The organism is Micromonospora sp. MH99 (genome assembly GCF_021442385.1).
In the GTDB taxonomy this organism is placed as follows: domain Bacteria; phylum Actinomycetota; class Actinomycetes; order Mycobacteriales; family Micromonosporaceae; genus Micromonospora.
Map to the genome: position 1 here is coordinate 24,226 of NZ_MUZA01000048.1, position 26,975 is coordinate 51,200.

Sequence of the window (26,975 nt, forward strand, 5' to 3'; positions counted from 1 at the left end):
TGTCGCGTCTTCCGCACCTCCGTTTTCACTGGGCGATGTCAGGGGTGTCGATTAGAATGTATGTACTAATACCGCTCCTGAACTGGGAGGACGCCCGTGACCGCGCCCGCCTCCACGCCCCTCACGCCGTACGCCACGTTGCTCGGTTTCACCCGCTACGTCGACCGCACCGGCCCCACCAAGGCGACCTTCGTGGGCGGGCTGCGCAAGCAGCGCGCCAGCCGGTCCGGCTTCAACCCGCACGGCCAGTTCGTCAAGGCACTCAAGGCCGACATCGCCTTCCACACCGGCGGCACCCACCTGGCCGGGGTGGCCGACATCGTCAAGCCACGGTGGCGCCCGCTCTACCAGGCCCTCGTGCCCGGTGCCACGGCCTGGCTGCACTCCCTCGGCGAGCCGGCCGCCATCGACCTCGCCCAGACCCGCGACGCCCTGGCCATGCTGGGTGACCTGCCCGTCAAGATCAACCCCCATTTCGGGGTACGCCACGCCGACGGCCGCGCCGAAGCGGTCCGCCTGCACTTCGACGAGGCCCCACCGAGCGAGGAGTCGGTGCTCGCCACCCTGCACCTGATGGCCCGTCACATGGATGCGGTCCTCCCGCACGCCGAGCCGGTCCTGGTCGACGTCCGCCGGGGCCAGGCCCACCGCACACCCGCCGACGCCAAGCCCGACCAGATCGAACGATGGCTCTCCGGCGAAGCGGCAGCCTTCCGCGCCATCTGGTCCACCGCCGCCTAACCCCGACCCACCGCCTCCGTCTCACCCACCCGCGCGGCCACCCGTCGCCGCCGCGCCCGGCAAGATCGCGCTCGATCCAGGATGTAGTGGTCTCCGCTTCTCGGGGAGGCCACTACATCCATGTTCGAGCGCGATCATGGGGACAGCGTTGCGCACCGACGCCGGCCCGGTGACGGTGGTTATCCACAGGGGCAGCGTGGTGCGCGCGGATTCGGCCAGCCTGACGCCATGCCGAAAGCTCCTCGTCGGCCGCCGCAGTTGCGGGGTCGGGTCTTCCGTGGCTCGACCGCCGTCTCGCGAGGCCTGCTGACCCGCAACGACCTCCGCAGCTCGGCGTGGCGACCGCTCTTTCGGGACGTCTACGCCGATGCCCAGGTCACCGTCACCCACACCATCAGATGCGCCGCTGTCGGACGCTGGTTGGTCCCGCCCGGCGCCGCCATCGCGGGGCGTGCTGCCGCCGGCCTCTACGGCTGCGCACAGCCGATCGCGAACGACCCGGTCGACGTCCTCGTCCCCGCCGCCACCCGGATCGGCCCGAGCGCCGGCATCCGGGTCCACCACGCGGAGATCGACTCCGGCGACACCGTGGACCGGGCCGGGATCACGGTGACCAGCCCGGCGCGTACCTGCTGGGACCTGGCCCGCTGGCTCGACGTGATCGAGGCGGTGGTCGTCATCGACGCCATGCTGGCGAGCCGGCTGACGACCGCGCCAGCCCTGCGCGAGTACGCGCTGAGCCGGGCCGGACGACGCGGCTGGCGGTCGCTGCTACGCGCAGTCGACCTGGCCGACGCGGGCGCGGAGTCCCCGCAGGAGTCGCGCACCCGGGTGCGGCTGGTGCTCGCCGGCCTGCCGCGACCGGAGACGCAGTGGGTCGTGGCCGAGCAGGGCCGGTTCGTGGCCCGACTGGACCTGGCCTGGCCGCAGTTCAAGGTCGCCGTGGAGTACGACGGGCTCTGGCACGACGACCCCGAGCAGTTCCACCGGGACCGCCGACGCCTCAACCGACTGCTCGGCGGCGACTGGATCGTGCTCCACCTGACCGCCAGACGCCTCCGGGACGACTTCGACGGGTTCCTCGCCGAGGTCCGAGCCGCGTTGCGAACCCGCTCGCGCTTTCCTCGGTGACGGTGATCGCGCTCGAACATGGAAGTAGTGGCCTCCCCGTCGAGGGAGGCCACTACTTCATGGATCGAGCACGATCATGGTCGGCGCGCGGGGTGCGCGGCTGGTCAGGCGGCGGGGAGGTACTTGGCCAGGTCGTCGAGGATCTTGTTGGCGGCGCCGACGCCGATGCCGGTCATCCAGACCTCGTCGGAGACCGGGTACGCCTTGCCGGCCTTGACCGCGCCGAGGCCCTTCCAGAGGGTGCCGCCCGCCACCTTGGCCTGCTCGGCGGCTGCCTTGTCGCCGTACGCGGTCACGAAGATGACGTCGCCGTCGACCTCGTTGATCCGCTCGGGGCTGACCAGGTCGAAGCGCTTGTCCTCCTTGTTGGCCAGCATCTGCCGCTCGGGGCGGCCGAGGCCGGTGTCGCCGACGACGATGCCGGAGAAGGAGTCCGGGCCGTACACCCGGATGTTGCCCGGGATGAAGCGCACGATCGACACCTTGCGGGCGGCGGGGTCACCGAGGGTGGCGCCGAAGTCCTTGGCCCGCTTCTCGTACGCGCCGAGCAGGTCCTTGGCCTGCTGTTCGCGGCCGAGCGCCTTGCCGTCGAGCAGGAAGTTGTCCTTCCAGGTGATGCCCACCTTGTCGGTGAACACGGTGGGCGCGATGGCGGCCAGCTCGTCGTAGAACTTCTCCTGGCGGAACTTGCTGCCGAGGATGAGGTCCGGCTTGAGTGCGTTGATCGCCTCCAGGTCGGGCTCGGTGAGCACCCCGACCTCCTTGATGCCGGTGAGCTTGTCCGCACCGAAGTACGTCGGCCAGCTCTTCGCCTCACCTGCGGTGGCCGCGCCGACGGGGGTGATGCCCAGCGAGAGCGCCGTGTCGATCTTGTCGGTGTCGAGCACGACGACGCGCTTGGGGTCGGCCGGGACCTTGGTGGTGCCCATGGCGTGGGTGATCTCCCGGGTCTCCCCGGTGGCGGAGCCGGCGACCGGGTCGCTCTCACCGCAGGCGGTGAGGCCGGCCCCGAGGGCGACGGCCGCGGCGAGAGCGGCGACGAGACGACGCATCAGAGTCCTTTCGAGGGGTACGTGCCGGCGAGCGGGTTGACCGCGTCGCCGGTGGCGGGTCGGGCGTCCGGTACGGACGCCGTCGACGAATCGGAGCCGCCGGCGGCAGCGGGGCCGCCGGTGTGGGCGGGGCCGCCGGTGTGGGCGGGGCCGCCGGTGTGGGCGGGGCCGCCGGTGTGGGCGGGCACCACGAGCGGCGCTCCGGTCACCGGGCAGGGGACGACGACGCAGGCCAGCCCGAAGACATCCCGGACCAGGTCCGCGGTGAGGATCTCCCGGGGCGGCCCGGCTGCCACCACCGCGCCGTCGCGCATCGCGATCAGGTGGTCGGCGTAGCGGGCCGCCTGGTTGAGGTCGTGCAGCACGGCAACCACGGTGCGGCCCCGCTCGACGCGCAACCGGTGCAGCAGGTCCAGCACCTCCACCTGGTGGGCCAGGTCGAGGAAGGTGGTCGGTTCGTCCAGCAGCAGGGCGTCGGTGTCCTGGGCGAGGGTCATGGCGATCCACACGCGTTGCCGCTGGCCGCCGGAGAGGCTGTCCACCGGCCGGTCGGCCAGGTCGGCCACGTCGGCCAGGCTCATCGCCTCGTCCACCGCCGCGGCGTCGGAGGACGACCACTGCCGCCACCACCGCTGGTACGGCTGCCGGCCGCGCCCGACCAGGTCGGCCACCGTGACGCCCTCGGGCACGAGCGGGCTCTGCGGCAGGACGCCGAGCCGGCGGGCCACGTCGCGGGTGGGCAGGTCACGGATGGCGGTGCCGTCCAGCAGGACCGTGCCGCGTCGCGGGGTGAGCAGGCGGGCCATCGTGCGCAGCAGGGTGGACTTGCCGCAGGCGTTGGGGCCGACGATGACGGTGAACGCGTCGGTCGGCAGGTCCAGGGTGAGCCCGTCGAGCACGGTCCTCTCGTCGTAGCCGACCACCAGGTCGCGGGTGGAGAGCATCACACGACTCCTTGAGGGCGTCACGACGACCGCCGCCGTCCACGAAGCAACAGGAAGATGAGGTACGGGCCGCCGATCGCGGCGGTCAGCACACCGGCCGGCAGCTGGGTGGGTGCGAACAGCCGCCGCCCGGCCAGGTCGGCCAGCACCAGCAGCAGCGCGCCGAGCAGCGCGGCGCAGACCAGCGGGGGCCGTTCGGCGCGGACCAGCCGGCGGGCCAGTTGGGGTGCGACGAGCGCCACGAAGTCGACGGCGCCGACCTGGGCGGTGACCATCGCGGCGACGAGCACGCCGGTGCCGGCCAGCCCGATCCGGCGGGCCACGGGACGCAGCCCGACGCCCCGCGCGGTGTCGTCGTCCAGGGCGGTGCTGTTCAGCGCCCAGCCGGCCCAGGCCAGCACCGGCAGCAGCACCAGCAGGGTGCCGGCGATCCAGGCGGCCTCGGTCCAGCCCTTGCCGGCGAGGGTGCCGATCAGCCAGATCTGCGCCCGCAGCCCGTCGATCGGGTCGGCGGTGAGCATGACCACCTCGGTGAGCGCCCGGAAGGCGAACGCGACAGCCACGCCGGCGAGGACGAACCGCTGCGCGGCCAGCCCGTGCCGGGCGCCGAGGGCGAACAGCAGCACGGCCGCCAGGAGTCCGCCGACCAGCGCGCTCGGCGCCACCAGCACCGCCGCCGCACCGCTGGTCAGCGCCACTGTCGCGGCGAGGCCGGCGCCCTGGGTGATGCCGATGACGTCCGGGCTCGCGAGGGGGTTGCGCGCCACGCTCTGGATCAGCGTGCCGGCCACGCCGAAGGCCGCCCCGGCCACCGCGGCCAGCACGATCCGGGGCAACCGCAGATCAAAGACGACGAGGTCGTACGGGGTGCCCGCGCCGGAGAGCGCCCGCAGCACGTCGGCCGGGGCGACGTAGGGGGTGCCGAGGGACAGGCTGAGCAGCATCGCGAGCAGGAGCAGCACGGTCAGCACGGCGGCGACCAGCACCGCCCGGCGGCGGATCTGCAGGCTGACCGGGCCCAGCAGCAGCAGTGACCGCCCCGGCAGCCGGGCAGAGCCGCCACCGGGCGAGGCGGCGGGGCCTGCCGGGCCGGGGACCGGGCGCTGGGTGGTCGTCACGCGGTCACCACCCGGGCGCGGCGGACCAGCACGGCCAGCAGCGGCGCACCGATCAGAGCGGTGATGATCCCGGCCGGTATCTCGCCGGGCGGGGCGACGAGCCGGCCGACGACGTCGGCGCCGAGCAGCAGCGCGGGCCCGAGCAGGGCGGAGACGGCGAGGGTCCAGCGGTGGTCCGCGCCGACCAGGGCGCGGGCCAGGTGCGGCACGGCCAGCCCGACGAAGGCGACCGGCCCGGCGGCGGCCACCGCGGCGCCGGTCAGCAGCACCGCGGCGAGGCCACCACCGAGGCGGACCAGCCCGATGCGGTGGCCCAGGCCGCGGGCCACGTCGTCGCCGAGAGCCAGCGCGTCCAGGCCCCGGGCCACCAGGACCGCCAGCAGCAACCCGACGAGGACGAAGGGCAGCACCTGGGCGGTGACGCCGAGGTCCCGGCCGGCCAGCCCGCCGACGACCCAGAACCGGTACTCCTCGAAGGTGCGGGCGTCGATGCTGAGCAGCGCGTACACCCCGGAGGCGAGGCTGGCGTCGAGCGCCGCGCCGACCAGCGCGAGGGTGACCGGACTCGCGCCCTCGCGGGCCCGGCTGGCGATGGCGAAGACCAGCAGCCCGGCGACCAGCGCCCCGGCGATGCCGAACCAGACGTAGCCGGCGAGCGTGCCAACGCCGAGGACGGAGATGGCGAGCACCACGCCGAACGACGCGCCGGCGCTGATGCCGAGGATGCGGGGCTCGGCGAGGGGGTTGCGGGTGAGCGCCTGGAACAGCACCCCGGCCACGGCGAGGGCGAGCCCGACAGCGAGGCCCAGGGCGGTACGCGGCATGCGCAGTTCCCAGACGATCGTGCTCGCGTCGCTGCCGTCCGGCGCGACGATGGCGTGCCACACGGCACCGACACCGAGTGGCCGGCTGCCCAGCGCGAAGCTCGCCAGCACGGCGAGCAGCAGCACCAGTGCCGCCCCGACGGTGACGGCCACCCGCCGGCCGGTACGGGTACCGGACCGGTTGCGGGCCGGCGTCGGCCGGTCGACGAGGGTGGTCACGAGTCTCCTGCACGTTCGAGCTTAGGTTCGCCTAACCTTAGCCGACCTGCAGAAAGTGACCTAACCGGCGTCGGTCGATGCCGACCCGGACGTGTCCGGGTCGCGCGCCGTGCTGCCGTCCCCGGTCGCCGCACCGCCGCCCGGCAGCACGTCAAGTGGCCGCATCATCTCGTTGTCCTCGTGCTCCAGGAGGTGACAGTGCCAGGCGTAGCGGCCGGGCAGGTCGAAGCGCGCCTTGATCCGGGTCACCTCCCACGGGTACGCGAGCACCGTGTCCATCCGTCCCCGTTCCCCCGGAGCCGGCGGCACCCGGCCCGAATGTCCGCGGCCGAGCACCTCGAACTGGGCCTGGTGCAGGTGGATCGGATGGACCAGGCGGGTGAAGTTGCGCAGTTCCCACACCTCGGTGGCGCCGAGGGTCGGCTGCTCGGTCGACGGATCGCTCCAGCGCATGGGCCGAGGACGGCCCCGCTCGTCGAGGGTGCCGAGCAGCATCGTCATCGACCCCGACGAGCCGGACATGCGCTCGTTGAGCGACAACCGCCGAACCCGCTCGGCCGCTGGCAGCCCAGGATGCGCCGGCAGCCGCAGCTGCTCCGGCGGCACGCTCCGGTCCGGGCCGGTCGCCTCGGTGACCACGAAGCGCAGCACCTGCCCGGTGGTTCGCGGATCGGCCGGCGGGAAGTCGACCCCGGGTCGGCCACCGCGGTACGCCCGGTCGGGTCCCTCGTTGACGAGGTACAGCTCGGTACCGGCGGGCACGTCGGTGAAGTCGACGATGACGTCGACCCGCTGGGCGGGGCCGAGGCCCACGCGTTCGTGCGACACCGGCTCGGGAAGGAACCCGCCGTCGCTGCCGATCTGCCAGATCGGCAGCACCGGGCGGGCCGGCCGCGCCGTGGCGTGGGCAGCCACGCTCAGCAGCAGAAAACGATTGTTGGAGGCGTTGAGCAGGCGGAACCGGTAGCGCCGCCGCTGCACCGTGAGGCTCGGCCAGGTGCGACCGTTGACCACGATTGTGGAGCCGGTGCCGTGCCACGAGCGCTCCCCCGGGTAGAGCAACTCGCCGTCGGCGGTGAAGCTCCGATCCTGGATCAGCAGGGGAATGTCGCGGTAGCGGGTGTCCGGCGGATCGTCGTGAGCCGGCGCCGGGCCGGGTAGCACCCCGTCCGGCAGGTCGTCGCCACCGAGCAGGTAGAAGCCGGCCGGCCCGGCGTAGACGTTCTGGGCGGTCACCCCCAACGTGTGGTCGTGGTACCAGAGGGTGCCCGGCGCCTGGTCGTTGGCGTACTCGAAGGTGGCCGAGCCCGGCGCCCAGCGCAGGCCGGAACGCTCGGCGAAGCGGGACCGGAACTCGTCGTACGCGCTTCCGCAGACGGCGAAGTCGGACGGCAGGTCGCGCGCCACCGGCAGGTACCATGCCTCGGCGTGTCCGTCGCTCTCCTGCGGGCTGTGTGCACCGTGCAGATGCACCACCTGGGGCACCGGCCCGCGGTATCCGCGCGGGTCGCCGTCGCGACGGCCGTGCTGGTCCCGGTTGGCGTTTCCGCCGGCGGGGTTGGCCCAGTGCAGGGTGGGATCGACCGGCAGCAGGTGCGGCAGAAAGTCGCCCCGGCCGTCGACGAGCTGGTTGACCCAGGTCACGCGCACCGGGTGGTTCACCCGCGCCACGATGCTGGGCGCCGGGTAGCCGAAGCTGCCGGGGTGGGCCGTCGAGCCGTAACCCCACACCGTCGTACGCGGCCACGAAGGCGGCAGGATCTGCTGGCGGAACTGTCGTACGCCGATGACGTACGTGTCCCGCTCCGGACCGGTCGCCACGGCCGGCATCGCCGGTGGGATCCGCAACGGCGCGACGTACTTCGGGATGTCGGCGGCGTCCAACGACGCCACTCCGGCGAGCGCGCGGCCCGCGGCCGTGGAGCCCGCCGGTACCAGCACCGCCGCGCCACCGGCGGCACCGGCGGCAAGCAGCCCTCGTCTGGTGACCATGCCACACCTCCCATTCGCGTCCCATTCCCCGATAAGAGAATGAGTTTCGCGGACGGGAACAAGTGCGACAGAACACCGATGCCACCCGTAAGAGGGACATCCGGCGCCGATCGCGCCGTAGGGTGTAAGCATGCGATTCGACAGGCACACGGTCGTCCTCCTGATCCGGCCGTCGGATCCGCCGGACCTGCCACTGGAGGCGATCGACCGGGTGCAGAGCGCCCACCTCGCCCACCAGGCGGGGTTCGTGGAGCAGGGGCTGGTGCTGGCGGCAGGGCCGTTCCTGGACGCCGACGACGGGCAACTGCGGGGCTTCGTCGTGTTCTCGATCTCGCCGGAGGAGGTACGCGCGCTCTACGCCGACGATCCGGCCGTCCGCGCCGGCCTGCTCGTCGCACGGGTGACGAGTTGGATGGTGCCCGAGGGCAACGTGCGGTTCGAGAGCGTGCCGATGCCCCGGTCGATGCTGGAGGCGGCCTCCGGCGACTGAGGCCGGCGAATCGGAACCCTCGACGGTCAGCGAAGCGGGGCCCTCGACGGTCAGCCGGGCAGGCCGTCGATCGGGACCACCCGCAGGTCGTCCACCTCGCCGACGATCACCCGCAGCGACGGAAAGTAGGCACCGAGCACCTGACCGCACCTGTCGCACGGCTCGATGACCGCGCGGCCCCGGTCGGTGACCGTGACGATCGTCTCCAGCTCGGTCACGCCCTGAGTGGCGGCGGCGCCGATCACGACCAGTTCCGCGCAGGTGTCACCGCTGTCGTGCTGGATGTTCACGCCGGAGAACACCCGCCCATCGGCGGTCCGGGCGGCCGACGCACCGGTGTGGCGCTGGCTGCGGCACCGCAGCTTGGCGACCGCAGTGGCGGCCTGCACCAACGCCCGGTCGGTGTCCCGCAGCTCCATCCCGGCCCCCCAGCGCTCGACGTCGGCCGCAACTCTAGACGGCGGTGGACGCGCTGCCGCACCGCTTGAGGCGGTAACCCAGGAGCGATCCGCCGCCGCGCTGCCTATCCTTGGGCACGACATGCAGAATCCAGCCGCCTCCGCCGCGACCGATCCCGTCCGCGAGCTGCACCGCCGCCTCACTCCCCTGATGTTCCGCGACCAACGCCGGCTCCAGCGGCGCCTCGACGGTGCCCGCAAGCTGCGCGACCCGCAGCGCCGGGAGGCGGCGCTTACCGAGATCACCGCCGAGCTGACCCGGGCCGAGCAACGGCTGGCCGCCCGACGGGCGGCGGTGCCGGTGATCACGTACCCGGCCGGGTTGCCGGTCAGTGACCGCAAGGACGACATCGCGGCCGCCATCCGCGATCACCAGGTGGTGATCGTGGCCGGCGAGACCGGCTCCGGCAAGACCACCCAGATCCCCAAGATCTGCCTGGAGCTGGGGCGCGGCGTCAACGGCCTGATCGGGCACACCCAGCCCCGGCGGCTGGCCGCCCGCACGGTGGCCGACCGGATCGCCGACGAGCTGGGCACCGAGCTGGGCGACGTGGTCGGCTACAAGGTGCGCTTCACCGACCAGGTCAGCGACCGCAGCCTGGTCAAGCTGATGACCGACGGCATCCTGCTGGCCGAGTTGCAGACCGACCGGATGCTGCGCCAGTACGACACGTTGATCATCGACGAGGCGCACGAGCGCAGCCTCAACATCGACTTCATCCTCGGGTACCTGCGGGAGCTGCTCCCCCGACGACCCGACCTCAAGGTGATCATCACTTCGGCGACCATCGAGACCGACCGGTTCGCCCGGCACTTCGCCGGGCCGCCCACGGCCGACGAGCCGCAGGGCGTACCCGCGCCGGTGGTCGAGGTCTCCGGGCGCACCTACCCGGTGGAGGTGCGCTACCGGCCGCTGGTCGAGGTGGCCGAGGGCGACGACGACGGTGACGGCGACGAGGACAACGTCCGCGACCAGATCCAGGCGATCGGCGACGCCGTCGAGGAGCTGGCCGCCGAGGGCCCTGGTGACATCCTGGTCTTCCTCAGCGGCGAGCGGGAGATCCGGGACACCGCCGACGCGCTGGGCAAGCTGGTGCAGTCCAAGCGCTCACTGCTCGGCACCGAGATCCTGCCGCTGTACGCGAGGCTGTCCAGCGCCGAGCAGCACCGGGTCTTCGCCGCGCACAGCTCGCGCCGGGTGGTGCTCGCCACCAACGTCGCGGAGACCTCGCTGACCGTGCCCGGTATCAAGTACGTGGTGGACCCGGGCACCGCCCGCATCTCCCGCTATTCCAGCCGGCTCAAGGTGCAGCGGCTGCCGATCGAGCCGGTTTCCCAGGCGTCGGCCAACCAGCGCAAGGGCCGCTGCGGGCGTACGTCCGACGGCATCTGCATCCGCCTCTACGACGAGCAGGACTTCCTGTCCCGCCCCGAGTTCACCGACCCGGAGATCCTGCGCACCAACCTGGCGTCGGTCATCCTCCAGATGACCGCGATCGGGCTCGGCGACCTGGCCGCGTTCCCGTTCATCGACCCGCCGGACAAGCGCAACATCACCGACGGCGTCAACCTGCTGCACGAGCTGGGCGCGCTGGACCCGACCGAGGCCGACCCGGGCAAGCGGCTCACCGCGCTGGGCCGGCGGCTGGCCCAGTTGCCGGTCGACCCGCGGCTGGCCCGGATGGTGGTCGAGGGCGAACGAAACGGTTGCGCCACTGAGGTGCTGGTTATCGCCGCCGCGCTGTCCATCCAGGACCCGCGCGAGCGGCCGGCGGAGAAGCAGGCCCAGGCCGACCAGGCGCACGCCCGGTTCGCCGACAAGGAGTCGGACTTCGTCGCGTACCTCAACCTGTGGCGCTACCTGCGCGAGCAGCAGCGGGAGCTGTCCTCCAGCGCGTTCCGGCGGATGTGCAAGGCGGAGTACCTGAACTACCTGCGGATCCGCGAGTGGCAGGACATCGTCAGCCAGTTGCGCCAGGTCCTGCGTACCCCTTCCGAAGGCGACCGGCGGGGTGGGCGACCGGCGCGCGACACCTCGGACGACGCGGACGCCGGCCGGGGTGCGGGCCGGCGCGGCGGCGCGGACCTGCCGGAGGAGATCGACACCCCGAAGGTGCACCAGTCGTTGCTGCCGGGCCTGCTGTCGCACATCGGCCTGAAGGACGCCCAGAAGCACGAGTACCTGGGCGCGCGGGGCGCAAAGTTCGCGCTCTTTCCCGGCTCGGCGTTGTTCAAGAAGCCGCCGCGCTGGGTGATGGCCGCCGAGCTGGTGGAGACCTCCCGGCTGTGGGGCCGCATCGCCGGCCGGGTCGAGCCGGAGTGGGTCGAGCCGCTCGCGCAGCACCTGGTCAAGCGCAGCTACAGCGAGCCGCACTGGGAGAAGAAGCAGGCCGCGGTGATGGCCTACGAGAAGGTCACCCTGTACGGCGTTCCCCTGGTCACCTCCCGCAAGGTCAACTTCGGGCGGATCGACCCGGCGCTGAGCCGGGAGCTGTTCATCCGCCACGCCCTCGTCGAGGGCGACTGGCAGACCCACCACCGGTTCTGGGCTGACAACAAGCGCCTGCTCGCCGAGATCGAGGAGCTGGAGAGCCGGGCGCGACGCCGGGACATCCTGGTCGACGACGAGACCATCTTCGGCTTCTACGACCAGCGGATCCCCGCCGACGTGGTCTCCGGCCGGCACTTCGACACCTGGTGGAAGACGACCCGCCGGGACCAGCCCGACCTGCTCACCTTCACCCGCGACGTGCTGGTCAACGACGGCCGGGCCGGGGTGGACGAGAACGACTACCCCGACGAGTGGCAGGCCGACGGGGTGAGTCTGCCGCTGACCTACCGCTTCGAGCCGGGCACGCCGACCGACGGTGTCACCGTGGACATCCCGCTGCCGCTGCTCAACCAGGTGCCGGCCGAGAGCTTCGACTGGCAGGTACCGGGGCTGCGCGAGGAGACGGTGATCTCGCTGATCCGGACGCTGCCCAAGGCGATCCGCCGCAACTTCGTCCCGGTGCCGGACTACGCGCGGGCCGCGCTCGCCGCGATCACACCCGGCGAGGAGCCGTTGCTGGACGCGCTCACCCGCCAACTGCGGCGGATGACAGGCGTCACCGTGCCCCGCGACGCCTGGGAGCCGGGCAAGCTGCCGGCCCACCTGCGGGTCACCTTCCGGGTGCTCGACGCCGACGAGAAGCCGGTCGCCGAGGGCAAGGACCTGCCGGCCCTGCAACGTCAGCTCCGCCAGGAGGTCCGCCAGGTGGTGGCGGCCGCCGCACCGGAGGTCGCCCGGACGGGGCTGCGCGAGTGGAGCGTCGGCACCCTGCCCCGGACGATCGAGCAGGTGCGCGCCGGCTACGCGGTCACCGCGTACCCGGCGCTCGTCGACGAGGGCGCGACGGTCGGGGTGAAGGTGTTCGACTCCCCCGCCGAGGCGGAGGCGGCGCACTGGGCGGGCACCCGTCGACTGCTGCGGCTCACCGTGCCGTCCCCGGCCCGGTTCCTGCAGGGCCGGCTGAGCAACGAGGCGAAGCTGGCGCTGAGTCGCAACCCGCACGGCGGTGTGCAGCAACTGATCGAGGACGCGGCGGGCGCGGCCATCGACCGGCTGATCGGCGAGGCCGGTGGGCCGGCGTGGGACGCCGAGGGCTTCGCCGCGCTGCGGGAGAAGGTCCGCGCCGACCTGGTCGACACAGTCGTCGAGGTGATGGACCGGGTGCGCAAGGTCCTCGCCGCCGCGTACACCGTCGAGCAGCGGCTCGGCGCCACCCGCAACCTCGCCGTGGTCGCGGCGCTCGCCGACATCCGCAAGCAGCTCGCCGGGCTGGTGCACGCCGGTTTCATCACCGAGACCGGGTACGCCCGCCTGCCCGACCTGCTGCGCTACCTGACCGCCATCGAGCGCCGGCTGGACCGCCTGGGCGGCAACCCCCAGCGGGACCGTCAGCAGCAGGACCGGATCGCTGTGGTGCAGAAGGAGTACGACGACCTGCTCACCAACCTGCCGCCGGCCCGCCGCCAGGAGACGGCCGTCCGGCAGATCCGCTGGATGATCGAGGAGTTGCGGGTGAACGTCTTCGCCCAGGCGCTGGGCACCCCGTACCCCGTCTCCGAGCAGCGGATCTACCGGGCGATGGACGACGCCGAGGGCCGCTGACCCGGCCGGGCGCGGCTGCCGGGCCGGGCCCGTCAGGTCAGCGGTTCCACGCCGGGCGGCAGCTCGCCCCGGTCGATCGCCGACTGGATGTAGTCGAGCAGGATGCGCCGCAGTTCACGGCCCGCATGGGTGGGCACGATGTCGCGGCGGCGGGCCACCGCGATGGTCCGCCGCACCCCGGGCGGAGCGAGGGGAGTGATCCGCACCCCGGGGCGGCGGGCCAGCACGATGCCCGGCACCAGCGCGATGCCCAGTCCCGCCTCGACGAAGCTGAGCACCGCGTCCATCTCGCCGCCGTCCACCGCGAAGCTCGGTTCGAAGCCCGCCTCGCGGCACGCCTGGATGGTGGCGTCGCGCAGGTCGTAGCCCTCCCGGAACATCACCATCGGCTGGTCGCGCAGGTCGGTGATGCGCAGCTCGCCGGTCGTCGACGCGGTGGGCACCTCCCCCACCGAGGCCACCACCAGGCTCTCCCGCAGGATCGGGTCGACCCGCAGACCCGGGTCGGCGCCCTGGGCCGGCATGATGATCAGGGCCAGGTCGAGGTCGCCGCGCAGCAGGTCCCGCACGAGATCCTGGGAGCCGCCCTCCTCGACGCGTAGGTCGACGGTGGGATGCGCGTCGCGGAACCGGCGCAGCACCGGCGGTGCGAGCGAGGTGGCCAGGCTCGGGGTCGCACCGAGCCGGACGCGACCCCGCCGGAGCCCGACCAGCTCCTGCACCTCCCGGGTCGCGGTCTCCACGTCGGCGAGGATCCGGGTGGCCAGCGGCAGGAGCACCTCGCCGGCCGCGGTGAGCGCGATGTTGCCCCTTACCCGCTCGAACAGCGGTGCCCCGAGGTCGGTCTCCAGAGCGTGAATTTGCTTACTGAGAGAAGGCTGAGTGATGCCGACGATGTCGGCGGCTTGGGTGAAATGTCGTACTTCGGCCACCGCAACGAAGTACCGGAGCTGATGGAGCTGCATCTACATAGCCTAAGGCTATTAACACTACGAGTTTGATGCATTGGACGACTGATCGAAGTGCTCCTAGCGTCGGTCCCGTGGTAATGACGAAAACTCGGTCGCCCATCCGCTCGAACGTCGGCCTCAAGGCCGTCATGGCGGTGACGGGCATCCTGCTGGTGCTGTTCCTGATCGCCCACATGCTCGGGAACCTGAAGGTGTTCACGGGGGAGACCTCGTTCGACCACTACGCGCACTGGCTGCGCGACATCGGTAAGCCACTGCTGCCCGGTGTCTGGTTCCTGTGGATCCTGCGCACCGTCCTCGTGGTGGCCGTCGTCGCCCACATCTGGGCCGCCACCGTGCTGGCGTTGCGCGCCCGCGCCGCCCGCCCGGTCAAGTACGCCCACCGCAAGAAGGTCCGGGGCAGCTACGCGGCCCGCACCATGCGCTGGGGTGGCGTGATCATCCTGCTGTTCGTGATCTACCACCTCCTGGACCTGACCACCGGCACGCTCAACCCGGTCGGGACCGAGGGCAAGCCGTACGGCAACGTCGTCGCCGACTTCGCGCCGGAGCGCTGGTACGTCACGCTCTTCTACACCCTGGCGATCGTCACGCTCGGCTTCCACCTGCGCCACGGCGCGTTCAGCGCGTTCCGCAGCCTCGGCCAGCAGACCCCGCGCGGTGAGCGCCGGGCGCGCAACGCCGCGCTCGTCTTCGCCGTGGTGCTCTGCGCCGGATACCTGGTGGTCCCGTTCGCCGTTCTCACCGGATTGGTGTCCTGACATGGAACTCTTCACCGAGGGCGACCCGATCGCCGACACGAAGGCTCCCGCCGGCCCGATCGAGAAGCGCTGGGAGACCCGGCGCTTCGAGGCCAAGCTGGTCAACCCGGCCAACCGCCGCAAGATGACGGTGATCGTGGTCGGCACCGGCCTGGCCGGCGGTTCGGCCGCGGCGACGCTGGCCGAGCAGGGCTACCACGTCAAGTCCTACTGCTACCAGGACAGCCCGCGCCGGGCGCACTCGATCGCCGCGCAGGGCGGCATCAACGCCGCGAAGAACTACCGCAACGACGGCGACTCGGTGCACCGGCTGTTCTACGACACCGTCAAGGGCGGCGACTTCCGCTCCCGGGAGTCGAACGTGCACCGCCTGGCCGAGGTGTCGGTCAACATCATCGACCAGTGCGTCGCCCAGGGTGTGCCGTTCGCCCGCGAGTACGGCGGCCTGCTGGACACCCGCTCCTTCGGTGGCGCCCAGGTGCAGCGCACCTTCTACGCTCGGGGTCAGACGGGCCAGCAGCTGCTGCTCGGCGCGTACCAGGCACTGGAGCGGCAGATCGGCCTGGGCAACGTCGAGATGAACGCCCGGCACGAGATGCTGGAGCTGGTCATCGTCGACGGCAAGGCCCGCGGCATCGTCGTCCGCGACCTGGTCACCGGCGAGATCAGCACCGAGATGGCCGACGCGGTGGTACTCGCCTCCGGCGGCTACGGCAACGTCTTCTACCTCTCCACCAACGCCAAGGGCTGCAACGTCACCGCCACCTGGCGGGCGCACCGCAAGGGCGCGTACTTCGCCAACCCCTGCTACACGCAGATCCACCCGACCTGCATCCCCGTCTCCGGCGACCACCAGTCGAAGCTGACCCTGATGAGCGAGTCGCTGCGCAACGACGGCCGGGTCTGGGTGCCGAAGAACAAGGGCGACGACCGCAACCCGCGCGACATTCCCGAGGACGAGCGGGACTACTACCTCGAGCGGATCTACCCCTCCTTCGGCAACCTGGTCCCCCGCGACATCGCCTCCCGCGCCGCGAAGAACGTGTGCGACGAGGGCCGGGGCGTCGGGCCCACCAAGCTCGGTGTCTACCTCGACTTCGCCGACGCCATCGACCGGCTGGGCCGCAAGGCCATCGAGGCCAAGTACGGCAACCTCTTCGAGATGTACGAGCGGATCACCGGCGAGGACCCGTACGAGGTGCCGATGCGGATCTACCCCGCCGTGCACTACACGATGGGCGGTCTGTGGGTCGACTACGACCTCCAGTCGAGCATCCCGGGCCTGTTCGTGATCGGCGAGGCGAACTTCTCCGACCACGGCGCGAACCGCCTCGGCGCCTCGGCGCTGATGCAGGGCCTCGCCGACGGCTACTTCGTGCTGCCCACCACGATCGCCAACTACCTGGCCTCGGGCCCCCTCGACAAGGTCGACGCCAGCCACCCGGCGGCGGTCGAGGCGCGTACCGACGTCGAGGACCGGATCCAGCGGCTGCTGGCGGTCAACGGCGACCGGACCGTCGACTCGTTCCACCGCGAGCTGGGCCAGATCATGTGGGAGCACTGCGGCATGGAGCGCAGTGAGGCCGGGTTGCGCAAGGCGATCGGCGAGATCCGCGACCTGCGCGACGCGTTCTGGCAGCGGGTCAAGGTGTCCGGCACCGGCGAGGAGCTGAACCAGTCACTGGAGAAGGCCGGCCGGGTGGCCGACTTCTTCGAGCTGGCCGAGCTGATGTGCATCGACGCCCTGCACCGCGAGGAGTCCTGCGGAGGGCACTTCCGGGCCGAGCACCAGACCCCCGACGGTGAGGCGCAGCGCGACGACGAGAAGTTCGCGTACGTGGCGGCCTGGGAGTTCACCGCCACCGGTGAGCCCTCGGTGCTGCACAAGGAAGACCTGAAGTTCGAATACGTCCACCCCACGCAGCGGAGCTACAAGTGAACCTGACCCTGCGCATCTGGCGCCAGAAGGGCCCTGAGGACAAGGGTCGGATGGTGACCTACCCGGTCAACGACGTGTCCCCGGACATGTCGTTCCTGGAGATGCTCGACGTACTCAACGAGCGGCTGATCCTCGACGGCGAGGACCCGGTGGCGTTCGACCACGACTGCCGCGAAGGCATCTGCGGCATGTGCGGCCTGATGATCAACGGTGACGCGCACGGGCCGCAGCGCGGCACCACCGCCTGCCAGCTGCACATGCGGCAGTTCACCGACGGCGAGACGATCGACATCGAACCATGGCGGGCCAGCGCCTTCCCGGTCATCAAGGACCTGGTCGTCAACCGGGGCGCCTTCGACAAGATCATCGCCGCCGGTGGCTACATCACCGCGCCGACCGGCAGCGCGCCCGAGGCGCACTCCACCCCGGTCGCCAAGGCCAACGCGGACGCCGCCTTCGAGTCGGCGGCCTGCATCGGCTGCGGCGCGTGCGTCGCGGCCTGCCCGAACGGCTCCGGCATGCTCTTCACCGCCGCCAAGCTCACCCAGCTCTCGCTGCTGCCGCAGGGCCAGCCGGAGCGCTACACCCGGGTGATCGGCATGGTCGACGCGCACGACGAGGCCGGCTTCGGCGGCTGCACGAACGCCGGCGAGTGCACCGTGGTCTGCCCGAAGGGCATCCCGCTGAACACCATCGGCCGACTCAACCGCGACTACCTCGCGGCCACCACGAAGGGCGCCGGCAACACCCCCGGCTCCTGACCACCGCCCCGGCCACTCCTGGCCACCCCGGACCGCCGTGCCCCGACACTCGGGCACGGCGGTCCGGCGTTCGGTCGACGCCCGCCGACGCAGCGACCGCCCTGGTCCGGCCCAGGCGACCCTGCCGCCGACCCCGACCCACGGGCATCGCGGATCAGACGTCCGGTCGACGCCCGCCGACGCAGCGACCGATCCAGCCCCGGCCCCGCCCCCGGGCGGGACCTTGGCCTGGCCCGAGCGCATGATCCACTCGATATCGCCGATGTGGCGGTGTCCGAGGCGCTCGAATACCGCCGCATCGGCGAAATGGAGTCGATCATGCCAGCGCACCCCCGGTGTACGTGCCGCTTCGCCCAGCACGGTGGATAAAAAGGGTGAATGCTCGCGACTCTCGCCGCTTCCGGAGGCCTTGACCGGGGAGCACGACCTGATCAACTCGGCATCCAGGAAGTCGGCCTGTCCCGGCACCCACGACACCCCGACTTCCGGAAACCCGAGTCGATCAAGGAGGGCCATCGCCCCCCAGCACAGGCCACGAACCGGCCGCGCCAGCCCCCGAAGGCACGGACGGCGACCATCGCGGGCTGGGGGCGACCGTGCCCGGCGCAGGGATCAAGCCTGACCGCCCGGAGCCGGGCACGGTCGCCCCCAGCCCACAACCGCAACCACCGGCAAGCCCGAGCCCGGTCGCCCCCGGCCCACAACCGCAACCACCGGCAAGCCCGAGCCCGGTCGCCCCCAGCCCACAACCGCAACCAGGTCCCTCAGGCCCGCAAAACCCGCCAAACCATCGAGCCACGAACGCCAGCCGAAGGCCCCGCACACCCGTCGGTCGCAGCCGGTTCAACCGCCCGTCCCCGGGTAGCAGTCAGGCAGGACCGACGGAGGGCAGCCAGACATGAAGGCGTTGACCTGGCAGGGCAAGCGGGACGTACGGGTCGAGGAGGTGCCGGATCCCCGGATCGAGGAGCCGACCGACGCGATCGTGAAGATCACGTCCACGGCGATCTGCGGCTCGGATCTGCACCTGTACGAGGTGCTGGGGCCGTACCTGAAGCCCGGTGACGTCCTGGGTCACGAGCCGATGGGCATCGTCGAGGAGGTCGGGTCGGAGGTGACCGGGCTCAAGCCCGGCGACCGGGTGGTGATTCCGTTCAACATCGCCTGCGGCAGCTGCTGGATGTGCCGCCGCCAGCTCTACGCCCAGTGTGAGACGACCCAGGTGACGAGTGAGGGCAAGGGCGCGGCGCTGTTCGGCTACACCTCGCTCTATGGTTCGGTGCCCGGCGGGCAGGCCGAGTACCTGCGCGTACCCCAGGCCCACTTCGGACCGATCAAGATCCCGCAGACCGGCGCCGACGAGCGCTACCTCTACCTGTCCGACATCCTTCCCACGGCCTGGCAGGCGGTGAAGTACGCAGACACGCCGCCGGGCGGCACCCTGGCCGTTTTCGGGCTGGGCCCGGTCGGGCAGTTCTGCGCGCGGATCGGCCGTCACCTCGGCGCCGGCCGGGTCATCGGGCTGGACCTGGTGCCCGAGCGGCTGGAACTGGCCCGCCGGCACGGCATCGAGGTGCTCGACGTCCGCGAGTTGTCCGACGTGCCGGGCGCGCTGATCGACCTGGTCGACGGGCGCGGGCCGGACGCCGTCATCGACGCCGTCGGCATGGAGGCGCACGGTTCGCCGGTCGGCAAGCTGGCCCACGCGGCCGTCGGGCTGCTGCCGGACAAGCTCGCCCAGACGATGACCGACCGGGTCGGCATCGACCGGCTCGCCGTCCTGCACGCCGCAGTGAAGGCGGTCCGCCGCGGCGGCACCGTGTCGCTCTCCGGCGTCTACGGCGGCGAGGCCGACCCGATGCCGATGATGGAGATGTTCGACCGGGGGATCCAGTTGCGGATGGGGCAGTGCCATGTGCGCCGGTGGACCGACGAGATCCTGCCGCTGCTCTCCGGCGACGACGACCCCCTGGGCGTCGAGGACCTGCGCACGCACCGGCTGCCGCTGAGCGAGGCGCCGCGGGCGTACGAGATGTTCCAGAAGAAGGAGGACTGCTGCATCAAGGTCGTGCTGGCTCCGTGAGTCGGGTGGTGGTGGTCGCGGGCGCGACCAGCGGGATCGGCCGGGCGACGGCCCGGGCGTTCGCCGAGCGCGGCGACCGCCTGGTGCTCGCGGCCCGCGCCCCGCAGACCCTCGCCGAGGTACGCGAGGAGTGCGCGGACGTCGAGGTCCTGACCGTGGCGACGGACGTCACCGAGCCGGGCGCGCTGGAGGCGCTGGCGGAGGCGGCGATCGAGCGGTTCGGCCGTATCGACGTGTGGGTGCACACCGCGGCGGTGATGGCCTACGGGCGCTTCGACGAGCTGCCGGAGCGGGTCTTCGAGCAGGTGGTGCGGACCGATCTGCTGGCCGCCGCCGGTGCGGCCCGGGTGGCGCTGCGGCACTTCCGGGCCACCGGCGCCGGCACCCTGATCCTCACCGGGTCGGTGCTGGGGCACATCACCGCTCCGTACATGAGCGCCTACGTGACGAGCAAGTGGGGGTTGCAGGGGTTGGCCCGGACGGTCCAGCAGGAGCTGCGGGACAGCCCGGACATCCACCTCTGCCTGGTCAACCCGGGCAGTGTGGACACCCCGGTGTACCAGCAGGCGGCCAACTACCTCGGTCGGGTCGGCCGGCCCCCGCCGCCGGTCGCCGGGCCGCAGCGGGTGGCCCGGGCCATTGTCGACTGTGTGGACCGGCCGCGTCGGGAGGTGTCGGTGGGCCGGCTGAACGTGGTGCTGCGGGCCGGTTTCACGGTGCTGCCGAGCGTCTACGACGTCCTCGTCGGGCCGTTGATGCGCCTGGCCGGCCTGAGCGGGCGGCCGGTCCCGGCGCACGACGGGACGGTCTTCGCCCCGAACCCGGCCGGCGAGTCGGTCCGCGGCGGCCACCTGCCCGACCTGCGGCAGTTCGCCCGCGCCGTGTCCGGGCCGGCCGCGCAGCTGCGCGGGGCGGCCGCCGGCGCGGTCGACGCCGTGCTGCGCCGATGCCACGGCTGACCTGTTCGGGACTGTTCGGGACTTCTCTGGGGGCATCGTGCATCGATCAACTCGCCTAGGGTGGTGGGCCGGCAAGCGCTCCGGCGCCCCACGACGGGAGAGACGATTGACCATCCGACTGAACCGCAGGACGGCACTCGGACTGGGCACAGTGGCCACCGCCGGTACGGTGCTCGGCGCGGCCGCCCCGGCCAGCGCCGCTGAGAGCACCGAGGCGGCACCGACCACCCCTGCCCGGGCTGCCAACCGGGTCGCCGCCGCCTTCACCCGGTACAGCACCGAGGCCGGTGGCAACTGGCAGGCGTACGTCAGCGTGGCCGACCCGGCGGGCCCGCCGGTCGTCGCGGTGGCGGCGGACCCGGACCGGCGGATCGAGGCGTACAGCGTCAACAAGATCGCGGTGGCCACGGCGGTGTTGGACAAGGTGGACCGGGGGCTGCTGGCGCTGGACCAGCGGGTCGACGTCACCGCGTCGATCGTGGTGCCGGGTGGCGATGGCATCTTCAGCCTGGACGGCGCGTACCCCAGCAGCGTGACCCTCGGGCACGTGCTGGCCAACCTGCTGACCGTCTCCGACGACACGGCGGTGCGGCTGTGCGGGCTGGTCGCTCCCGCCGCCGAGATCAACTCGATTCTGGTCGGTAAGGGCTTCCCGAACACCCAGGTCGAGCCGGTGGCCAACCCGAACCGGTTCTTCCTCGGCACCAGCACTCCCCGGGAGACCCACGACCTGCTGCGCGCGCTGGTCGCCGGCACGCTGCTGTCGCCGGCCTCGACCGCGCACCTGCTCGGGTTGCTGCGCTCGCCGGTGGCCTTCACCGACGGCATCCGGCGCACCATGTCCTCGGACGAGCGGGCCCGCATCGCCACCAAGGCGGGCTGGTTCGCCGACGCCCGGCACGAGGCCGGGGTGATCTTCGACCGGGCCGGCGCGGCAGTGCTGACCTACGCGCTCTTCGCCGACGGTCAGGCCGACCCGGACAACTTCGGCGCGACCCACCCGGCGGTGCAGGCCCGGGCCGCCATGGGTCCGAAGTTCCTGGCGGCGGTGGACCGTCTCGGCGGCACCGGCACCACGTACCGCACGGCCGCCCGCCGACCCAGCAACGGCGGCTGATCCCGCTGCCGGGTCGGTCGTCGGGTGACGACCGGCCCGGTGCGGGCCACCGCCGGGGCGGGAACGGCCGGGGGGAACTACCGTGTAGTGCGGGACACGGCGGAGGGACGGCGATGGCGCCAGCGGAACGCACGGACGGGCAACTGTCGCTCGGGCGACTGATGCGGGGAACGGCAGGGCTGGCCGCGCTCGCCGGCCTGGCCTGGGTGGCCCGGGACGTGCCCGCGGCCCTCGGCGGCCGGCTCGCCGGCGCCCGCGCCGAACGGGCGGCCCGCTCGCCCCAGTTTCGCGACGGCACCTTCCACAACCAGGCCGACACCCGCACGATGGTCGCCGCCGAGCCGGGTCGCAACCTGCTCCGGGAGCTGATCTTCGGCAAGCAGAAACGACGGCCCACCGCGCCCGTGCCGCTGCTGCGCCCCAGCGCGCCGCCCGCCGCCGACACCGCCGACGAGCTGAACATCGTCTGGTACGGCCACGCCTCGGCGCTCATCGAGATCGAGGGTCGGCGGGTCCTGCTCGACCCGGTCTGGAGTGACCGCTGCTCGCCGTCCGGGCTGGTCGGCCCGCGCCGGCTGCACGAGCCGCCGGTACGCCTGGACGAACTTCCCCCGCTGGACGCGATCCTGATCTCCCACGACCACTACGACCACCTGGACCTGCCGACCGTGCGGGCGCTGGTGGCCGGGCAGTCGGCACCGTTCGTGGTGCCCCTCGGGGTGGGCGCCCACCTGGACCGGTGGGGTGTGCCCGCCGAGCGGATCATCGAGCTGGACTGGTCCGAGTCGCACCGGGTCGACGGGCTGGAGATCACCGCGACCGCCGCACAGCACTTCTCCGGCCGAGGGCTGCGCCGCGACGGCACCCTCTGGAGTTCGTGGGTGGTCGCCGGGGCCCAACGCAAGGTCTTCTACACCGGTGACTCCGGCTACTTCGCCGGGTACGCGGCGATCGGCGCCGAGCACGGACCGTTCGACGTGACGCTGATGCAGATCGGCGCGTACGACCAGGCGTGGCCGACCATCCACATGTTCCCGGAGGAGGCGGTCGACGCCCACCTGGACCTGCGCGGCGGCCTGTTCATCCCGGTGCACTGGGCGACGTTCAACCTGGCCCTGCACGACTGGTCCGAGCCGGTGAACCGGCTGTGGGCCGAGGCGAAGGCCCGCGACGTCCGACTGGCCGTGCCCCGCCCCGGCGAGCGGGTGGTCGTCGACGACCCGCCCGCCGTCGACGGGTGGTGGCAGTCCGTCGCCTGAGGCGGCCCGTCAGAGCACGAAGGCGTCGGTCCAGAGCGCGCCGGAGCGGCCGGAGAGCGCGTCCAGCATCGCGACCGCCTGGCCGTCGGTGAGCTGCGCGACGAAGTCCACGATGGCGCGGCCCCGGGCGCGGCCGATCCGGTCCGGCGTACGTGGGTGCAGCTCCGCCTCGGCCAGCTCGACCAGGTCGTGCAGCCGGCGGGGCAGTCGGGACTCCTCCTCCGGGTCGAGCAGCCACTCCCACAGCGCCTCCACCAGCGTGCCCAGCAGCCGCGCCTGACCACGCTGGTGCAGGGCCAGATCGGGGCGGGCCAGCACGAACCGGTGGTGGACGAACTTGAGCACCTGCACCTCGTGCCACTGCGCGCAGCCGAGCAGCACGTATCCGGAGCGCACCGACGGCTGGTCGGTCACCGTGATGGCCTCGACGAAGCGGGTGGACCAGCGGGCGGAGAACCGCGACACGTACTGCTCCGCCTCGATCGAACCGTCGAACGGCATCGCCAGCAGCCCGTCCACCAACTCCTCGCGGACGTGCTCGACGGCGGCGGCGAACGCCTCGTCGTCGGCGATCCACGCGTCCTTGCGGTGCAGCTGGCGGCGCAGGCGTTCGATGGCGGCGCCGGGCCGCCGGGCGGCGGTGGCCAGCGCGGCATCGGTGATCGCCCGGAAGTGCCCGCTCTCGCGCTGCCAGGCCATCAGCTCGGCGGAGACCGACCCCTGCTGGAGCACACCGACACGGTAGAAGTCCTCCACGTCGTGGATGGCGTACGCGATGTCGTCGGCGGTGTCCATCACCGACGCCTCCACGGTCTGCTGCCAGTCCGGGATGCGGCCGACGAACGGCTCCCGCGCCTGCCGCAGGTCGTCCAGCTCGGTCCGGTACGCCCCGAACTTCAACGAGCCGCTCTCCGGGTCGTCCGGGGGCGGGGTGGCGCCGCGGGGCGGCGGGTCCAGCAGGCGTGGGTGCGGGTCGGGGTAGTCCAGCCGCGTCCACGGGTACTTCAGCATCGCCGCGCGGACCGCGGCGGTCAGGTCCAGCCCGGTGGTGGCCGCGCCCCCGATCTCGGTGCTGGTGACGATCCGGTACGACTGGGCGTTGCCCTCGAAGCCGTCGGCGAGGCCGAGACGCTGGCGGGCCAGCCGGTCGAGCACCCGCTCCCCCAGGTGCCCGAACGGTGGGTGGCCGAGGTCATGGGCGAGCGCCGCGGCCTCCACCACGTCGGGGTCGCAGCCGCCGAGCTTGTCCAGCAGACCGCGCCACCTGTCGTCGGCCGTCAGGCGCTCGGCGATCGCCCGGGCCACCTGAGCGACCTTCAGGCTGTGCGTGAGCCGGTTGTGCACCAGCAACCCGGAGCCGACCGGGCTGATCACCTGGGTGACCCCGCCGAGGCGGGCGAAGAACGGCGAACCGACGATCCGGTCCCGGTCGGCGCGGAACGGGTTGGCCGTGAGGTCGCCGAGAGCCCGGGCGCTGCCGCCGAAGAGCCGCCGGGTGCGCGACTCCGCAGGTGATTCCATGATCGCCACGCTAGCGCAGGCCCGGCGGGGCCGTCGCCGGTCACCCCGGCCGGGCGCGGCGGTTCGGTCTGCCGCCCCGGCCGGGCGCGGCGACAGCGCCCCGGGCCGCCCGGCAGAATGCAGGCGGTACCCACTCCCGAAGGCGGATCGAGATCGTGACCCAGTCTGTTCATCAGCGGATCGCCGACGAGCTCGGCGTGGCCGAGCGTCAGGTACGGGCGGCCGTGGAGCTGCTCGACGGCGGCGCCACCGTGCCGTTCATCGCCCGCTACCGCAAGGAGGCCACCGGCCTGCTCGACGACACCCAGCTGCGCACCCTGGAGGAGCGGCTGCGCTACCTGCGGGAGCTGGACGAGCGGCGGGCCGCCGTGCTGGAGTCGATCCGCGGCCAGGGCAAGCTGGACGAGGCCCTGGAAGCGCAGATCATGGCCGCCGACTCGAAGTCGCGGCTGGAGGACATCTACCTGCCGTACAAGCCGAAGCGGCGGACCCGGGCGCAGATCGCCCGCGAGGCCGGGCTCGCGCCGCTGGCCGAGACGCTGCTGGCCGACCCCAGCCAGGACCCGAAGGCCACCGCCGCCGGGTTCGTCGACGCGGAGAAGGGCGTCGCGGACGCCGCCGCCGCGCTGGAGGGCGCGCGGGCGATCCTCATCGAGACCTTCGCCGAGGACGCCGACCTGATTGGCACGCTGCGCGAGCAGATGTGGTCGCGGGGCCGTCTGGTGTCGCGGGTACGCGACGGTCAGGAGACGGCCGGCGCCAAGTTCTCCGACTACTTCGACTTCTCCGAGCCGTACCCGAAGCTGCCCTCGCACCGGATCCTGGCGATGTTCCGGGGCGAGAAGGAGGGCGTGCTCGACCTGACCATGGAACCGGAGGCGGCCGGCGAGGCGGATGCCGTACCGACCGGCCCGAGCCGGTACGAGGCGGTGATCGCCGGCCGGTTCGGGGTGTCCGACGCCGGTCGTCCGGCCGACCGCTGGCTGGCCGACACGGTCCGCTGGGCGTGGCGTACCCGGATCCTCATCCACCTCGGCGCCGACCTGCGGATGCGGCTGTGGCAGGCGGCCGAGGAGGAGGCCGTACGGGTCTTCGCCACCAACCTGCGGGACCTGCTGCTGGCCGCTCCGGCCGGCACCCGAGCGACGATGGGCCTGGACCCGGGCCTGCGCACCGGGGTGAAGGTGGCCGTGGTGGACGCCACCGGCAAGGTGCTCGCCACCGACACCATCTATCCGCACGAGCCACGTCGACAGTGGGACGCGTCGATCGAGACCCTCGCCCGGCTGGCCGGGGCGCACGGGGTGGAGCTGATCGCGATCGGCAACGGCACCGCCTCCCGGGAGACGGACAAGCTCGCCGGGGAGCTGATCGCCCGGCACCCGCAGCTCAACCTGACCAAGGTGATGGTCTCCGAGGCCGGCGCGTCGGTCTACTCCGCCTCCGCGTACGCCTCGCAGGAGCTTCCCGGGATGGACGTGTCGCTGCGCGGCGCGGTCTCCATCGCCCGCCGCCTCCAGGACCCACTCGCCGAGCTGGTCAAGATCGATCCACGGTCGATCGGTGTCGGCCAGTATCAGCACGACCTGTCCGAGGTGAAGCTGTCCCGGTCGCTGGACGCGGTCGTGGAGGACTGCGTGAACGCCGTCGGGGTGGACGTCAACACCGCCTCGGCACCGCTGCTGACCCGGGTCTCCGGGATCGGGGCCGGGCTGGCGGAGAACATCGTGCTGCACCGGGACGCCAACGGGCCGTTCCGGTCGCGGACCGAGCTGAAGAAGGTCGCCCGGCTCGGGCCGAAGGCGTTCGAGCAGTGCGCCGGCTTCCTGCGCATCCCCGACGGCGACGACCCGCTGGACTCCTCCAGCGTGCACCCCGAGGCCTACCCGGTGGTGCGGCGCATCCTCGCCAGCACCGGTCAGGACCTGCGCTCGGTGATCGGCAAGAGCGCGATCCTGCGCGGGCTGCGGGCCACCGACTTCGTCGACGACCGGTTCGGCCTGCCCACCGTCACCGACATCCTCGCCGAGTTGGAGAAGCCCGGCCGAGACCCGCGACCGGAGTTCCGCACCGCCACCTTCGTCGAGGGGGTGGAGAAGATCAGTGACCTGACGCCCGGCATGGTCCTGGAGGGTGTGGTGACCAACGTGGCCGCGTTCGGCGCGTTCGTCGATGTCGGGGTCCACCAGGACGGCCTGGTGCACGTGTCGGCGATGTCCCGGACGTTCGTCAAGGACCCCCGCGAGGTGGTCAAGTCCGGCGACGTGGTCAAGGTGCGGGTGCTCGACGTGGACGTACCCCGTAAGCGCATCTCATTGACCCTGCGCTTGGAGGACGATCCCGCCGCCACCGGTGGTGGTCGGACGAGTCAGGAGGGGCGCGGCGGCCCGGCGCAGCGCGGTCCGCAGGGTGCGCGCGGCGGGCAGGACGGTCGTGGCGGGTCCGGTGGCGGCGCCGGCGGTCGCGGCGGGTCTGACGGTCG

Annotated in this window: 20 protein-coding genes; 12 read left to right on the forward strand and 8 right to left on the reverse strand. The window is 72.3% G+C overall.

Annotated elements, in window-relative coordinates; all coding sequences use genetic code 11:
- The first annotated feature begins 96 nt into the window (after positions 1-96).
- Entirely contained in the window at positions 97-741 is a 645-nt protein-coding gene (locus tag B0E54_RS22485) for a hypothetical protein (RefSeq protein WP_234587851.1), read from the forward strand.
- 228 nt (positions 742-969) lie between these two features.
- Positions 970-1,872 carry a hypothetical protein gene (locus B0E54_RS22490; RefSeq protein ID WP_234587853.1) on the forward strand — a complete coding sequence of 301 codons (903 nt, stop codon included), beginning with the start codon at positions 970-972 and terminating at the stop codon, positions 1,870-1,872.
- A gap of 104 nt (positions 1,873-1,976) precedes the next feature.
- Here B0E54_RS22490 and B0E54_RS22495 read toward each other — a convergent pair whose 3' ends face one another.
- The 5 genes from B0E54_RS22495 to B0E54_RS22515 are packed head-to-tail and all read right to left on the reverse strand — an operon-like array spanning position 1,977 to position 8,021.
- Positions 1,977-2,924, reverse strand: coding sequence for an ABC transporter substrate-binding protein (locus B0E54_RS22495; RefSeq protein ID WP_234587856.1), 948 nt, complete (start codon positions 2,922-2,924; stop codon positions 1,977-1,979).
- Positions 2,924-3,868, reverse strand: coding sequence for an ABC transporter ATP-binding protein (locus tag B0E54_RS22500; protein WP_234587857.1), 945 nt, complete (start codon positions 3,866-3,868; stop codon positions 2,924-2,926). Before B0E54_RS22500 ends, B0E54_RS22495 begins: the two co-directional genes overlap by 1 nt.
- Positions 3,869-3,888: 20 nt before the next feature.
- Complete coding sequence (locus B0E54_RS22505) at positions 3,889-4,986, reverse strand: iron chelate uptake ABC transporter family permease subunit (protein ID WP_234587858.1); 1,098 nt, start codon at positions 4,984-4,986, stop codon at positions 3,889-3,891.
- Entirely contained in the window at positions 4,983-6,029 is a 1,047-nt protein-coding gene (locus B0E54_RS22510) for an iron ABC transporter permease (protein WP_234587859.1), read from the reverse strand. Before B0E54_RS22510 ends, B0E54_RS22505 begins: the two co-directional genes overlap by 4 nt.
- A 60-nt stretch (positions 6,030-6,089) precedes the next feature.
- Positions 6,090-8,021 carry a multicopper oxidase family protein gene (locus B0E54_RS22515; protein ID WP_234587860.1) on the reverse strand — a complete coding sequence of 644 codons (1,932 nt, stop codon included), beginning with the start codon at positions 8,019-8,021 and terminating at the stop codon, positions 6,090-6,092.
- Between the two features lie 130 nt (positions 8,022-8,151).
- Between B0E54_RS22515 and B0E54_RS22520 the strand changes: the two genes are divergently transcribed.
- Positions 8,152-8,511 carry a YciI family protein gene (locus B0E54_RS22520; RefSeq protein WP_234587861.1) on the forward strand — a complete coding sequence of 120 codons (360 nt, stop codon included), beginning with the start codon at positions 8,152-8,154 and terminating at the stop codon, positions 8,509-8,511.
- Positions 8,512-8,561: 50 nt separating this feature from the next.
- Here the strand turns inward: B0E54_RS22520 and B0E54_RS22525 are convergent, their stop codons facing one another.
- Positions 8,562-8,930, reverse strand: a complete 369-nt coding sequence (locus tag B0E54_RS22525) for a cytidine deaminase (RefSeq protein ID WP_234587862.1) — start codon at positions 8,928-8,930, stop codon at positions 8,562-8,564.
- A 121-nt stretch (positions 8,931-9,051) separates the two neighbouring features.
- Between B0E54_RS22525 and hrpA the strand changes: the two genes are divergently transcribed.
- Positions 9,052-13,122, forward strand: coding sequence for an ATP-dependent RNA helicase HrpA (hrpA, locus tag B0E54_RS22530; RefSeq protein WP_234587863.1), 4,071 nt, complete (start codon positions 9,052-9,054; stop codon positions 13,120-13,122).
- 32 nt (positions 13,123-13,154) lie between these two features.
- Here the strand turns inward: hrpA and B0E54_RS22535 are convergent, their stop codons facing one another.
- A complete protein-coding gene (locus tag B0E54_RS22535) occupies positions 13,155-14,087 on the reverse strand; it encodes a LysR family transcriptional regulator (protein WP_234587864.1) in 933 nt (310 codons plus the stop codon).
- Between the two features lie 83 nt (positions 14,088-14,170).
- Here B0E54_RS22535 and B0E54_RS22540 point away from each other — a divergent pair, with 83 nt between their 5' ends.
- The 7 genes from B0E54_RS22540 (at position 14,171) to B0E54_RS22570 (ending at position 22,972) form a co-directional block, all read left to right on the forward strand.
- On the forward strand, positions 14,171-14,854 hold the full coding sequence (locus B0E54_RS22540; protein WP_255787444.1) for a succinate dehydrogenase cytochrome b subunit: 684 nt from the start codon (positions 14,171-14,173) through the stop codon (positions 14,852-14,854).
- A 1-nt stretch (position 14,855) separates the two neighbouring features.
- Positions 14,856-16,793, forward strand: a complete 1,938-nt coding sequence (locus B0E54_RS22545) for a fumarate reductase/succinate dehydrogenase flavoprotein subunit (RefSeq protein ID WP_234587865.1) — start codon at positions 14,856-14,858, stop codon at positions 16,791-16,793.
- Positions 16,790-17,554 carry a succinate dehydrogenase/fumarate reductase iron-sulfur subunit gene (locus B0E54_RS22550; RefSeq protein ID WP_234587867.1) on the forward strand — a complete coding sequence of 255 codons (765 nt, stop codon included), beginning with the start codon at positions 16,790-16,792 and terminating at the stop codon, positions 17,552-17,554. The genes B0E54_RS22545 and B0E54_RS22550 overlap by 4 nt, the downstream gene beginning before the upstream one ends.
- Before the next feature lie 898 nt (positions 17,555-18,452).
- Positions 18,453-19,637, forward strand: a complete 1,185-nt coding sequence (locus tag B0E54_RS22555) for a zinc-dependent alcohol dehydrogenase (RefSeq protein ID WP_234587869.1) — start codon at positions 18,453-18,455, stop codon at positions 19,635-19,637.
- A complete protein-coding gene (locus tag B0E54_RS22560) occupies positions 19,634-20,596 on the forward strand; it encodes an SDR family NAD(P)-dependent oxidoreductase (protein WP_234587870.1) in 963 nt (320 codons plus the stop codon). Before B0E54_RS22555 ends, B0E54_RS22560 begins: the two co-directional genes overlap by 4 nt.
- Before the next feature lie 106 nt (positions 20,597-20,702).
- Positions 20,703-21,713, forward strand: coding sequence for a serine hydrolase (locus tag B0E54_RS22565; RefSeq protein ID WP_234587871.1), 1,011 nt, complete (start codon positions 20,703-20,705; stop codon positions 21,711-21,713).
- 113 nt (positions 21,714-21,826) lie between these two features.
- Positions 21,827-22,972 (forward strand): MBL fold metallo-hydrolase, encoded by a 1,146-nt coding sequence (locus tag B0E54_RS22570; protein WP_234587872.1) that lies wholly within the window; start codon positions 21,827-21,829, stop codon positions 22,970-22,972.
- Positions 22,973-22,981: 9 nt separating this feature from the next.
- Here the strand turns inward: B0E54_RS22570 and B0E54_RS22575 are convergent, their stop codons facing one another.
- A complete protein-coding gene (locus B0E54_RS22575) occupies positions 22,982-24,493 on the reverse strand; it encodes a deoxyguanosinetriphosphate triphosphohydrolase family protein (protein ID WP_234587873.1) in 1,512 nt (503 codons plus the stop codon).
- A gap of 155 nt (positions 24,494-24,648) precedes the next feature.
- Between B0E54_RS22575 and B0E54_RS22580 the strand changes: the two genes are divergently transcribed.
- Positions 24,649-26,975 (forward strand): Tex family protein (locus tag B0E54_RS22580; RefSeq protein ID WP_234587874.1); only part of this gene is annotated, 2,327 nt, incomplete at its 3' end.